17 protein-coding genes are annotated in these 13,001 nt (G+C 48.2%); all 17 read left to right on the top strand.

Features of this window, described 5'->3' with window-relative positions; genetic code table 11:
• The first annotated feature begins 50 nt into the window (after positions 1-50).
• Positions 51-1,010 carry a diaminopimelate decarboxylase gene (locus GKO28_RS14460; protein ID WP_247646567.1) on the top strand — a complete coding sequence of 320 codons (960 nt, stop codon included), beginning with the start codon at positions 51-53 and terminating at the stop codon, positions 1,008-1,010.
• A gap of 19 nt (positions 1,011-1,029) precedes the next feature.
• Positions 1,030-1,371: a hypothetical protein gene (locus tag GKO28_RS20320; protein WP_247646566.1), complete on the top strand. Its 342-nt coding sequence runs from the start codon at positions 1,030-1,032 to the stop codon at positions 1,369-1,371.
• Positions 1,372-1,485: 114 nt separating this feature from the next.
• The gene (gene gltS, locus GKO28_RS14455; protein ID WP_182076778.1) at positions 1,486-2,685 is read left to right on the top strand and encodes a sodium/glutamate symporter; all 1,200 of its coding nucleotides are present in this window, start codon (positions 1,486-1,488) and stop codon (positions 2,683-2,685) included.
• Between the two features lie 295 nt (positions 2,686-2,980).
• Positions 2,981-3,562, top strand: coding sequence for a cache domain-containing protein (locus tag GKO28_RS14450; RefSeq protein ID WP_182076776.1), 582 nt, complete (start codon positions 2,981-2,983; stop codon positions 3,560-3,562).
• Positions 3,563-3,571: 9 nt separating this feature from the next.
• A complete protein-coding gene (locus GKO28_RS14445; protein ID WP_182076775.1) occupies positions 3,572-4,630 on the top strand; it encodes a diguanylate cyclase in 1,059 nt (352 codons plus the stop codon).
• On the top strand, positions 4,605-5,045 hold the full coding sequence (locus GKO28_RS14440; RefSeq protein ID WP_182076774.1) for a hypothetical protein: 441 nt from the start codon (positions 4,605-4,607) through the stop codon (positions 5,043-5,045). Before GKO28_RS14445 ends, GKO28_RS14440 begins: the two co-directional genes overlap by 26 nt.
• Positions 5,046-5,109: 64 nt before the next feature.
• Positions 5,110-6,096 (top strand): L-threonylcarbamoyladenylate synthase, encoded by a 987-nt coding sequence (locus GKO28_RS14435; protein WP_182076772.1) that lies wholly within the window; start codon positions 5,110-5,112, stop codon positions 6,094-6,096.
• Between the two features lie 148 nt (positions 6,097-6,244).
• On the top strand, positions 6,245-6,586 hold the full coding sequence (locus tag GKO28_RS14430) for a GspH/FimT family pseudopilin (RefSeq protein WP_182076771.1): 342 nt from the start codon (positions 6,245-6,247) through the stop codon (positions 6,584-6,586).
• Between the two features lie 181 nt (positions 6,587-6,767).
• Complete coding sequence (locus GKO28_RS14425) at positions 6,768-7,481, top strand: PilW family protein (RefSeq protein ID WP_182076770.1); 714 nt, start codon at positions 6,768-6,770, stop codon at positions 7,479-7,481.
• A 14-nt stretch (positions 7,482-7,495) separates the two neighbouring features.
• Positions 7,496-7,774 carry a pilus assembly PilX N-terminal domain-containing protein gene (locus tag GKO28_RS14420; protein ID WP_182076768.1) on the top strand — a complete coding sequence of 93 codons (279 nt, stop codon included), beginning with the start codon at positions 7,496-7,498 and terminating at the stop codon, positions 7,772-7,774.
• 103 nt (positions 7,775-7,877) lie between these two features.
• Positions 7,878-8,600 (top strand): hypothetical protein, encoded by a 723-nt coding sequence (locus tag GKO28_RS14415; RefSeq protein WP_182076767.1) that lies wholly within the window; start codon positions 7,878-7,880, stop codon positions 8,598-8,600.
• On the top strand, positions 8,584-8,925 hold the full coding sequence (locus GKO28_RS14410) for a hypothetical protein (protein WP_182076765.1): 342 nt from the start codon (positions 8,584-8,586) through the stop codon (positions 8,923-8,925). Before GKO28_RS14415 ends, GKO28_RS14410 begins: the two co-directional genes overlap by 17 nt.
• A gap of 10 nt (positions 8,926-8,935) precedes the next feature.
• Positions 8,936-9,238, top strand: a complete 303-nt coding sequence (locus GKO28_RS14405; protein WP_182076764.1) for a prepilin-type N-terminal cleavage/methylation domain-containing protein — start codon at positions 8,936-8,938, stop codon at positions 9,236-9,238.
• A 264-nt stretch (positions 9,239-9,502) separates the two neighbouring features.
• Positions 9,503-9,862, top strand: a complete 360-nt coding sequence (locus tag GKO28_RS14400) for a carbohydrate-binding protein (RefSeq protein WP_182076762.1) — start codon at positions 9,503-9,505, stop codon at positions 9,860-9,862.
• Positions 9,863-9,937: 75 nt separating this feature from the next.
• Entirely contained in the window at positions 9,938-10,372 is a 435-nt protein-coding gene (locus GKO28_RS14395) for a type IV pilin protein (RefSeq protein WP_182076761.1), read from the top strand.
• Positions 10,373-10,491: 119 nt separating this feature from the next.
• A complete protein-coding gene (locus GKO28_RS20305; RefSeq protein WP_247646565.1) occupies positions 10,492-11,157 on the top strand; it encodes an Orn/Lys/Arg decarboxylase N-terminal domain-containing protein in 666 nt (221 codons plus the stop codon).
• Positions 11,105-12,757, top strand: a complete 1,653-nt coding sequence (locus tag GKO28_RS14390) for a lysine decarboxylase (protein ID WP_374220734.1) — start codon at positions 11,105-11,107, stop codon at positions 12,755-12,757. Before GKO28_RS20305 ends, GKO28_RS14390 begins: the two co-directional genes overlap by 53 nt.
• Positions 12,758-13,001: the final 244 nt, after the last annotated feature.

Raw genomic sequence — 13,001 nt, 5'->3', positions numbered from 1 at the left:
TTAATCGTTTTACCACGATTTCGCAATCTGATTGAATAGCAACCATAAAAATGCCAACCAAAGCGCTGAATTGCCGCCTATTGGCGCGGCTCTGTCGCTCCTTATGTCTTGCCAAACCCAACCCACTGGAAAAAACAATGAAAGCGCTGAACGCCGAACAGATTTGCAGCATTGCCGCCGAATTTTCTACCCCAACATGGACTTACAACGCCGCGACGATTCGCCAGCGCATTGGCCAACTTAAGGCATTTGACACCATTCGGTTTGCGCAAAAAGCCAATTCAAATATTCATATTTTGCGGTTAATGCGTGAGCAAGGCGTAAAAGTCGATTCGGTGTCGCTCGGTGAAATCGAGCGCGCGATTGCGGCGGGCTTTGCCACCGGCGCCGATGCCGACGACATCGTGTTCACCGCCGATTTACTGGATCGCGCCACCTTGGCCCGCGTGGTTGAGCTCGATATTCAAGTCAATTGCGGTAGCCCGCAAATGCTAGAGCAACTGGGTGAGGCGCATCCAGGACACCGCGTTTGGCTCCGGATCAATCCCGGTTTTGGTCACGGCCATAGCCAAAAAACCAATACCGGTGGCGAGCAAAGCAAGCACGGCATTTGGCACACACAACTGCCCGAAGCATTGGCCTTGATTGAAAAATACCATCTTGATTTAGTCGGCCTACATATGCACATTGGTTCGGGCGTGGATTACCGCCATTTGCAAGACGTTTGCGCGGCGATGGTGGCGCAAGTGAAACAATCAGGCCGCGATATTCGGGCGATTTCAGCTGGCGGCGGTTTATCAATTCCTTACCAAGTCGGCGGCGAACCGATTGATACCGCGCATTACTTTCATTTATGGGATGCGGCGCGCCAAGAGATTGCGGCCTTTTTAGGGCATCCAGTGCATTTAGAAATTGAACCCGGTCGGTTTTTAGTTGCAGAAAGTGGACAGTTAATCACCGAAGTGCGCGCCAAAAAAAGACGTTGGCAACAATCATTTTGTCTTAGTTGACGCGGGTTTTTCTGATCTGATGCGCCCAGCAATGTATGGCAGTTATCATGAAATTAGCGTTTTGCGCGCTGATGGCACGCCAGCGGATGGTGCGCTACGCCCAACAGTCTTGGCCGGGCCTTTGTGTGAATCTGGGGACGTGTTTACTCAGGCCGAAGGCGGCGTGGTTGAACCGCGTTTACTGCCTAGCGCTCAAATTGGCGACTGGGTGGTTTTTCACGACACCGGCGCTTATGGTGCCAGCATGTCATCCAACTACAATACCCGACCACTAATCGCCGAAGTGCTGATTGATGGCGATGCCATTCGGCAAATTCGCCGCCGGCAAACCGTCGCCGAACTGTTAGCGCTTGAATTGTAAAGCGAAATAGTTAACACCGTGCCACATTGTAATTACTGGTAATAGGCGACACAATTGTGCCGCCCTTATTCTTACAGCGCCACATTCCACATGGGCATTACTTAGGAAAACCTTATGATTACAATTAGTGGCTACGGTACATTGGTTGCTGCCTCACTTGTTTTGCTATTTGGTCGAATTCTGGTCGAAAAAACAGCGCCGCTAAAAGCTTTCACCATCCCCGAGCCTGTTGCCGGTGGTTTGGTGGTGGCGTTATTGATGCTATTTGCGCAGCAAGTGGCTGGCGTCACCGTTAAATTTGATACCTCATTGCAAACGCCCTTAATGCTGGCCTTTTTTGCCACCATTGGTTTATCGGCCAATTTAGCCAGCCTTAAAGCGGGCGGCAGCGTGATGATTAAGTTTTTATGCGTCGTCGCTGGCTTGTTATTAATGCAAAACATTATTGGCATTAGCTTGGCCAATTTATTGGGGCTGGATGGTCATTTAGGCCTACTGGCTGGCTCAGTCACACTGTCGGGTGGTCACGGAACTGGTGCAGCATGGAGCTCAGTATTTAGCGAGCAATTTGGCATTCAAGGCGCCACCGAATTAGCGATGGCGTGTGCCACGTTTGGTTTGGTGTTGGGCGGTTTAATTGGCGGCCCAGTGGCCAAGTTTTTGCTGCGTAAAGTCAAAGTGCCTGGTGCCGAGCACAACCACGATCAAGCACCAACCGGCTTTGAAGAACCACAAGCGACGCGCCTGATCACGGTGAATTCATTTATTGAATCACTGGCCTTGATTGCGCTGAGCTTAGCGGGGGGGCAATTTTTGGCGGGACTAATATCGGGCACGGCGTTTGAATTACCGACCTTTGTTTGCGTTTTATTTACCGGTGTCGTGCTGCGCAATGTCTTGTCTGGCTTAGGCTGGTACCAAGTGTTTGAACGTGAAGTCTCGGTGTTGGGTAACGTTAGCTTGGCGCTATTTTTAGCAATGGCCTTGATGAGTTTGCGCCTGTGGGAATTGGCGAATTTGGCGCTACCGATGGTGATTTTGCTCGCAGTACAAGCGATGGCCATGGCCGCTTACGCCATCTTTGTGACTTTCCGAGTCATGGGTTCCAACTATGATGCCGTGGTGTTGGCAGCAGGTCATTGCGGCTTTGGCTTGGGTGCAACCCCAACGGCGATTGCCAATATGCAAGCGGTAACGCATCGCTTTGGCCCATCCCACTTAGCCTTTATTGTCGTGCCCATGGTCGGCGCTTTCTTTATCGACATTCTGAACGCCATCATTATTAAAATCTTTATGGCATTACCGATTTACTAAGCCGCGCTGCGAGACTTAAACCACACAATCATCAGGGTTGGTGCTACAGCACCAGCCCTGATTCATACCTAAGCCAAGGCATTATTACAAAGGTATCTATTTGAACACTTTATAGGTATTCATTTAGCTACATATACCCACCAAAACCGCGACAAATAAATCATTCACCCCGCGTTTCATTCGTCCCCATTTCAACCTCAGCAATCCACTCTGCAACAAGCCTTCGAGCAAAATCGATAGACATACACTAACCTTGAATCAAGCGGCAAAAACAAGCCAACGGAAAGGTGGTGTTATGAAAAACGTAAGATTTTTAGCGGCATCGATGCTCGGCATGCTATTTCTACTCTTTAATACCAGCCTTTATGCTGGCGAATTCATGATGACACCCGCAATTCAAAGTCAGCTAGATAAACAAAAAACCCTCATTGCCACATGGGCAGCCAATCCAATTGTGGTGCAAGCGGTAGAAAAACAAAACCAAATCGGCCCATTACCCGGCATGGATAAGGCCAAATGGAAACTCATTCGGCGTAGTGATGCACTGATTAATGAGTTTCAAACCAATGCCGCAGCGCAATATCTTAAGTCGATGCAAGCCAAAAGCAAACTCGCCATCAGCGAAGCTTTTTTATCTGCAGCTAAAGGCGAAAAAGTCGCCTTTATCGAAAAAACCTCGAGCTATATCCATCAAGGACAAGCCAAATTTGACGTGCCGTTCACCACCGGAAAAACATGGCAAGGCAAGCCTGAGTTTGATGAATCCACCCAAACCTATGCGCTCCAAATCGCAGTGCCGGTACTCAGTGCTGGCAAACCGATCGGCGTTTTAGTGGTCGGCATCAATTTGTCACAGCTCGAAAAGCTTGCCAATTAAGGGATGATGATGAGTACCAGCACAGATCGATTTTCGGTATTGGCCAGACTGATGATTAGTTTTGGCGCATTGGCCATGCTAACGGGGCTCATCGGTGGCTTTGGCATTTGGGCATTCGCGAGAATGATCACCACCTTTCAGACCGTTGCTACCCAAGACGTGCCGGCACTACTCAAACTAGAGCAAGCACAAAGCGAAATGCATCAAGTCATTTTGGCCGAACGCAGTCTGCTATTTATGCAAACGGCAACCCCCACCGCGCAAGAAACATTACAAAAACACGCCGAACACCTTGCCCAACTGGATGCACTCTGGCAGCAGTACATCACCTTAAATAAAGCCAAAATTGCCCCACCGCCCGCGTTTGAAAAAACATTAGCCGCATGGGCCAATGCCTCACGCGATGTGCTCAAGATTTTGTCAGAAGACACACCCGCCGCCCGGCGCGATGCGGTAGATCTGTCGCTCAGTGATGCGGCGGAAAAATACAACCAAGTACTCAACGCCCTCAGACAAATGACTCAACAGCAAGTGCTGTCGCTGAGCGAGCGCGTGAAACAAGAACACCAGATGGCCGATCAAATGGAAAAAATGATCTTTATTTTTGTCGTTGGCACATTTGGACTTGCCGGTGGCTTAGCGATATGGCTGGCGCGCTGGGTGGGCGGCCCACTACGGCAAATTATGGTGGCCGCCCGCACCCAAGAACTCAATAAAGCCAATGCCTTGCTATTTGATCAAAGTAATACGGATTCACTCACCCAACTCAAAAACCGCCGTTTTCTCGAAACAAGCATGCTGGGCATGAGCGCCATTACCTTGAAAGCGCATCGCGCTAATCAGCTTAAAAATCAACCCGATCAGCATGCCAATCATGATTTGGCCTTATTAATGATTGATGTTGATCATTTTAAACGCGTGAACGACCAATTTGGCCATCATGCGGGCGATCTAGTATTGCAACAAATTGCCCAGATTTTGCAAAAAGCCGCTCGCGATAGCGATACCGTGGTGCGCTGGGGGTGGAGAAGAATTTTTAATTGTGGCCAGCAATGTCAATCGCCATAAATTCCCGATTTTGGTAGAGCGAATTCGAGCGGATATCGAAAATCACCACTTTAATATCGACGCCCCTCAACCCATTCGGCTCACTTGTTCAGTTGGCTTTGTTTTTTTCCCATTCATCGATCAGCACCCCGAAGCCTGTAGTTGGGAATACGCCGCCAGCCTGGCCGATTACTGCCTTTATCTAGCAAAAAACAATGGCCGAAATACTTGGGCAGGCATCTGCCCAGCCAGTGACTTTAGACCTGAAGAGCGCCCGATTAATCTAGCCAATAACATCCCGCAATTAATTGAGCAGCACCGGCTTATCGTGCAATCGCGCCAGCAATCGGCCTTTGCCAGCGAGCCGGTGAAAAGCTCGGCTCGTGAGCACCATGAAGCAGTGCCGATCAACGCCATCTCACCGAGTCCGAGCTAAAGCAAACCGTGAATGAAGGGCAATGATATAATCAGCGCATTCCAAAGTGTATAGCCAGACCAAAATGACCTTAGCGCCCTCTCCTGCCGATCTTTCTGCCGCCCTAGCCTTACTCCGTGCTGGTGAACTCGTTGGCATCCCAACGGAAACCGTCTACGGTTTGGCGGCCGATGCCAGTCAAGATGCCGCAGTGGCCAAAATTTTTGCTGCCAAAGGCCGCCCCAATGACCATCCGGTGATTGTGCATATTGCCGGCGTAGCGCAACTGGCAGACTGGGCGCAAAACATTCCCGATAGCGCATACCAACTGGCCGAAGCATTTTGGCCCGGCCCGTTAACGCTGATTTTAGAGCGCCAAGCGCATGTCAGCGATGCGGTCACCGGTGGGCAAGACACCGTTGGCCTACGCGCGCCAGCGCACCCGATCACTCATGAATTACTGCTAAAGTTTGGCGGCGGTCTTGCTGCACCCAGCGCCAATCAATTTGGTCACGTTAGCCCCACCACCGCGGAACATGTACGCCATGAATTTAGCACTGAGCAAGTGCGTTTAATTTTGGATGGCGGTGCCTGTGACGTTGGCGTTGAATCCACCATCGTGAGCCTAGTGGGTGATCAAGCTAAACTATTGCGCCCGGGTGGCATTTCACGCGCTGCGATCGAAGCCGTATTGGGTCACGCGATTGAGCATCACAGCACCAGCAGCACTGCCAAACAACGGGTATCGGGTTTACTCGATTCACACTACGCGCCGCGCACCCCCCTCATTACCGGCCCCTTAGCCAGCATGCAGCAATTGGCGGCAACAGAAAGCGCCAATGGTAAGAAAGTGGTATTACTCACTCCGCATATTCAAGACCATGCAGCGTATATCGAGCATGCCATGCCGAATAATCCAGCGGACTACGCCCAGCAAATCTACGCCACACTCCGCCAGCTAGACCGTCAAGGCTATGATCAACTTTTACTGGTAACCCCGCCAGAAGGCGCAGAATGGCTGGCTATTCACGACCGCCTGAATCGTGCAGCGCACAAAAAAATCAACGCCTAGTTGAGTTGTTAACCGTAAGCAACAACAAACTACCGTTCGTCACCAAGATAAGACCGCTCTTCCCACACGAGAAAAGTGGTCTTGTCCACCGTAAGCAAAACCCCGTACCATCAAACCACAATAACAAATCCAAATCTGGTCGGACACCATGCCCTCTTATCGCAGCCGCGGTTTTACCTTGATTGAACTACTCATAACGATTGCTATCGCCGCCATCTTAATGGCAATCGCCATCCCAAGCTTTAGTGACTGGCTGATCAAAACACGTGTAAAAGGCGCCGCGGAAGAAATCCAATCAACATTAAGTTATGCCAAATCAGAAAGCATTAAACAAAATAAAGAAACTTGTCTCACCATTACTGATAAAAACAGTAGCAATTGGCAACTGGCAATTACGGCCAATTGCAGTAACAGTACAATTTATCGACTTATCAGTGCCAGCGAATTTAATAATGCAATTACATTAACAATCGACAACACCAGCAAATAGACAAAACGCGCTTCACCCCCAGAAGCCAACGTCCAGGTTTTAACAACAACGACATCACGGTAAAAACAACACAAAGCATGTCAATTGCAGGTGGTAATTACCAATTAAGAGTCAATCTCACACCAACTGGATTGATATCAATCTGTAGCAATGGAACTTCAAGCATCGGTGGATATGTAGCATGCGTTTAACTCGCCTCTCCAAACAAACAGGTTTGTCTTTAATCGAAATTATGATTTCACTCACCATCGGTTTAATGCTGATTGGTGCCGCATCGGCGATTGGCTTAGGTAGCGTGTTATCAGGTAAAGAAGGCATCCAACAAACCAATTTACATGAAGCCTTACGCTCTGTGATGGCTGAAGCCAGCCGCGATTTACGCCGTGCAGGTTACAGCAAGGACATGGATTTAAGCCCACAATTTAGAAAAGTCTATATCAGCCAAGCAGCAACCATCGAAGGAAAAAACGCTTACCAATGCGTTATTTTTCGCTACGACAATTACGATAGCGCGGCCATTTCTTCTGGCAATGGAACTTTCGGAAGTGAGGATGTTTTTGGCTTAACCTTTAAAAACAACCAAGTATTAGTGCTACTCAATGGCGCTACGGGCACCACAACCTGTACAGGCAACGAAGCCGATGGCTGGTTTCCAATCAATAGCGCCCATAGTGGCACACCCAAAATCAATAATTTTTTCTTTACTGTACGCACGACACCGACCGTAACCAAAAATACCGCCACGCCAGCCATGCAAATTGGCGCTTTAGCGGCAGGCAATATCACACTCTATATCCGCGGCCAAAGCGCGCAAGGTGCAGGGGTTAACCTCCCCGCGTTTAATGCTGAATTAGAACAAACCGTGCAATTAAGAAACTTGCCAGTAATACAGTAATTAAGGAATTTAAGATGAACTTTAAACAAAATGGCGTAGTTGCACTCACTACCACCATAATTATTTTATTTATTGCGACCTTAGGTGTTTTATACGCCAATAAAGCCTCTTTTTTATTCCAAAAAAAATCAAACAATAATTATCAATACGATATGGCATTGCAAGCCGCCGAATATGGCATTACCGAAATCATGCCCATTCTTGCCAATGACATGGCTTTACTCAAAGCCAATCCAGATGACAGTAGTACAGTTTTTTTAGAAAAAAAATACCGCCCCAGCCGTCACAGCTGAATGCAAGGCAGGCGCTAATGCAGCTGCCCCTTATAAACTCAAAAAAACCAATCTCGCGAATAATTTAACCCTAATTAAATCGCTTGATAATACCAACCCCGGTTTGGCATATAACATTTTACTACAAATCAATAGTGGCAAAATCACGGCAGTGAGTACCGGCTGTGCAGGCAATACAATCGCTAATGGCGATAACGCAATCTGCTCAGAAACAGGAAATTCCAATGCGATTGTTCGTCGCGTAATTGATTTAGGCGCTTCACTCACCCCTGCCAGCAGTGGCATTTCGTCGCGTGGTTATATTGATACCGATGTAAGTACAACGGTCGATTTAAATTCCGGAAGAACCACCAAAGCGAACTGCGGGATTCTATTTGGTTCGGGGGGCAAAGACGCGATTGATTCACCAGACAATTGCGATCCAACCATAAATATCAGCACCGGCAAAGCAGATAAATGGCGCCCAGAAAATGATCCCACTTACTGCCTCAGCAGCACCAAAGGTAAAACCGGTGCCGACAAAACTACATTCGATGGTGCTAACGCCAGCACCAAAATCGACAGTGCTTTAGCAGGCCAGTCCGGTGATGAGTTTTTTGCTAGTTACTTTGGCGGCCTGAGCAAAGCCGAAGTTAAAGCCGCAGCCAGTAATAATGGCGTAGTGGTTTTCTCCTGCAGCTTGTCCAACGACAGCACAAGTTGCTGCCGTACGAGCAGCCAAAACCAAAATATTATGGATCGATGGCGACCTGAATCTCGCAGCACCTTGCTCCAGCTTGTATGCAGGACCAAATCAGCCGCAAATCGCAGTGATTATCAATGGTGACGTCAAAAACACCGTCGGACAAATGCAAGTCAGCGATGCCTTACTATATGCCAACAATATCTATCAAAATGGCGCATTTAAAATCACTGATGGCTCGCTCGTGCTCGAAGGCAATTGGGATGTCGACACCGAAGGCAAAACAATCACTGACGTCCACGGCACATCACACGGTGCCAATACAAAAAAAGATGCATTAAGCGCAAATATCACAAATCAACAAAATAAAACGGCCAGAGGGTCACTACACGTCAGTTATGCGCCGATTAACATTCAAATCACGTTGCCATCAACCGACAAAAAACCTGATAACTGGATCGATTTTTAAGAGAATAACAATGCATAAAAATACTGGCTTTAGCTTAATTGAAGTCTTAATTTGCTCGATTATCATTGGTATCGTCGGCATTATACTGGCCAAAATTCAAGGCGTATTTACGCTCAACAATGGCTTAGCAGCCCAAAAAATTGAAGCTAGTAATATTGCACAGTCTCGATTGGATCAACTGCGCCAATTTATCGATACACATAATCAATTAATTAGCACCGAAACCATCGACAATGGCACTGCAATAGATTTGGTTGGAGATGTGAGCACGACAGGCAAAAGTGCTAGTTTTATCAATAAAATTTTGCATTAAAAGAACTACTGCTGAAACCAGCTGCCGCACGAGTGCCAGTGAGCTCACCTTTGCCGAACAAGATCAGCTACTCATACAGTCCACCACCTCATGGACCGATGCAAGCAATACACCGCAAAATGTAGTTCTATTTACCAAAGTGCAAAAATCCACTGCGCCGTGGCCCAATCCTATTTGTCAGTGGACTACAAGTAACACTGGCGGATATCAAAAAGGCATGTTTGCACTACACACCGCGTCCAGCAATAAAAAAGATGTTTGGCTGTGTGTAATAAACCAAGCGGTTGCGGCGTAGCATCACCGGGCAGCGCTAACTCGGGATGGGTCGATGTAGGGCAATTTAGTAACTCCGGCACCATTGATATCACTAGCGCTTGCACACCACCCAATACCGATGGCAGCCCTAAAGTAGCATCGGCAACTGGAGCGCCAACAGCAATTCCATCAGCACCAGCAACACCACCCCCTACACCGAGCGCATCAAACAAATGGGAGATTGGGGTGACATATGCGACCGGTCAAGAGATTATTTTTGAGGGACAGCGCTATAAGTGCATTCAAGGTCACGTATCACAAACCGGCTGGAGTCCTACGGATGCACCTGCACTTTGGAAAAAACTTTAACCTTTTCAAAAAGACATATTTAAGCAACCTCAATTGATTCATACGTCTTTTAATTTCATTTTTAGGTGCAAAGTCATGCAACGACGACATCGAGGTTTTACGTTAATCGAACTAATGATTACAGTGGTGATCATTGGTATTCTGGCGGCAATTGCTTTTCCTAGTTATCAGGAAAGTATTCGCAAAAGCCGTCGTAGCGACGCTGTCGTCACCATCAGTAAATTGCAACAAGCCGAAGAAAAATGGCGTGCTAATAACGTCAGCTATACCGAAACACTCAGTGATCTTGGTCTTACCGCCAATTGTGAAACCTCTGGAATTAAAACCGACAATGGTTATTACTGCGTGAAGGTTTCCAACGCCACAGGCATCACCTATACGCTCACCGCCACAGCAATCAGTGGCACGAGCCAAGTCAATGACAAAATTAATGGCGTAAGTTGCACCATGGTAATGACCGTAAGTAATGGCAATGCACAGCCTTCACCACCTGCTTGCTGGAGCAAGTAAATCCGCGTGACATCAAGGTGACAATTCATCTTAATTTTCATCATCCCAATACCCATTCTCGTTTAAACTACGCCCCTGCCCCCAGACAGGGGCGTTTTTACTTTTAGCGAAGGACTGACATGCGCTTTTACTTCCCTCTCGTCATTATCGACGAAGATTTTCGCACCGAGAACACCAGTGGTTCCGGTATTCGTGAACTGGCTGCGGCGATTGAGGCCGAGGGTGTGGATGTGGTGGGCTATACCAGTTATGGCGACCTCACCTCTTTTGCGCAGCAGCAAAGCCGTGCCGCTGGCTTTATTTTGTCGATTGACGACGAAGAATTTGGCTCGGGCTCGATTGAAGAAACGCATGAAGCTTTAACTAGCTTACGCAGCTTTGTCGCCGAAATTCGCCGTCGCAATCCAGATATCCCAATTTATATTTACGGTGAAACGCGCACTGCGCGGCATATTCCGAATGATGTCTTACGTGAATTGCATGGTTTTATCCATATGCACGAAGACACGCCAGAATTCGTGGCGCGGCATATTATTCGCGAAGCGAAATCGTATCTCGATACCCTTGCGCCGCCTTTTTTCCGCGCACTAACCCATTACGCCCAAGACGGCTCTTACTCTTGGCACTGCCCGGGGCATTCGGGTGGTGTGGCGTTTTTAAAATCTCCCGTTGGGCAAATGTTCCACCAGTTTTTTGGTGAAAACATGTTGCGCGCCCGACGTTTGCAATGCGGTGGAAGAGCTCGGTCAATTGCTCGATCATACTGGGCCGATTGCCGCCTCTGAGCGCAATGCCGCGCGCATTTTTAATGCCGACCATTTATTTTTCGTCACCAACGGCACGTCAACGTCGAACAAAATCGTTTGGCACTCAACCGTTGCGCCGGGTGACGTCGTTGTCGTGGATCGCAACTGCCACAAATCAATTTTGCATTCGATCATGATGATGGGCGCAGTGCCGGTGTTTTTGATGCCAACGCGTAATCATTACGGCATTATTGGTCCGATTCCAAAATCTGAATTTACACCAGAAAATATCCGCAAAAAAATGATGGACAATCCATTTGCGCGGGAAAAACTACTGGAAAATCCAAACTTTAAACCGCGTATTTTGACGATCACGCAATCGACTTACGACGGCATTATGTATAACGTCGAAGACATCAAAGGCATGCTCGACGGCGAAATCGATACGCTGCATTTTGATGAGGCGTGGTTGCCACACGCAGCTTTTCACGAGTTTTATGGCGATTATCACGCGATTGGCGAAGACCGTCCGCGCTGTAAAGAATCGATGGTGTTTTCAACACAATCCACGCATAAGTTACTCGCTGGCCTAAGCCAAGCATCACAAATCTTGGTGCAAGACCCAGAAAACCGTCAGCTCGATCGCGATTTATTTAACGAAGCGTATTTGATGCACACGTCGACCAGCCCGCAATATTCAATTATTGCGTCGTGCGACGTAGCGGCAGCGATGATGGAAGCGCCGGGCGGCACCGCGCTGGTCGAAGAATCCTTGATGGAAGCACTCGATTTTCGCCGTGCGATGCGCAAAGTGGATGAAGAATACGGTGAAGACTGGTGGTTCTCGGTATGGGGCCCAGACGATTTGACCGACGAAGGTCTAGACCATCGTGACGCTTGGATGCTAAAAGCCGGCGACAATTGGCACGGCTTTGGCGAGATTGCCGACGGCTTTAATATGCTCGACCCCATCAAAGCCACTATCTTGACGCCGGGCTTGGATTTAAATGGTGACTTTGACGCGCAAGGGATTCCTGCGAGTATTGTGACCAAGTATCTGGCTGAACACGGCGTGGTTGTTGAGAAGTGCGGGCTATACTCCTTCTTTATTATGTTTACCATCGGCATTACCAAAGGCCGCTGGAATACGCTACTCGCGGCCTTGCAACAGTTTAAAGACGACTTTGATAAAAACGCCCCGCTGTGGCGCATCTTGCCTGAGTTCATTGCTAAATATCCGCAATACGAGCGCATTGGCCTGCGTGATCTTTGCCAGCAAATCCACGGCATTTATAAAGAGCACGGTGTTGCCCGCTTGACCACCGAGATGTATTTGTCCGATATGGTACCGGCGATGAAACCGGCGAAAGCCTTTGCCAAAATGGCGCATCGTGAACTTGATCGCGTCGCGATTGATGATTTAGAAGGCCGCATTACTGCGGTGATGCTCACGCCGTATCCACCGGGCATTCCGCTATTGATTCCGGGTGAAGTATTCAACAAAACCATCGTGGATTACTTAAAATTTGCCCGTGATTTCAACCAGAAATTCCCTGGCTTTGAGACGTACATCCACGGTTTAGTCGCCGAAACCACCAGCGGCGTCACGCGCTACTATATGGATTGTGTACGAACTTAATTTGGGTTAGCACTCAACTACCGCCAGCTTGCTGGCGGTTTTTTTATGCCCGCAGCCGACTACCCCATGCAATATCAGCCTCTTGCTTTGCAAACGGCGCACTCGGGCTATAACAAAGCCAGAAAAACAATCGATCTAAATAAATTCTTCAGTACCGTTTTACACACACCCGCAGCAACAGCGCACTTAAGGTAAACACATCGCTAATTTGTCAATATTTCCGCAGCACTTCCTATTGATTAAA

Origin of the sequence: Deefgea sp. CFH1-16 (genome assembly GCF_016881365.1) — a bacterium.
GTDB lineage: Bacteria > Pseudomonadota > Gammaproteobacteria > Burkholderiales > Chitinibacteraceae > Deefgea.
The sequence above is the reverse complement of the archived record's forward strand: the minus strand, read 5'-3'. Positions and strand labels throughout refer to the sequence as shown.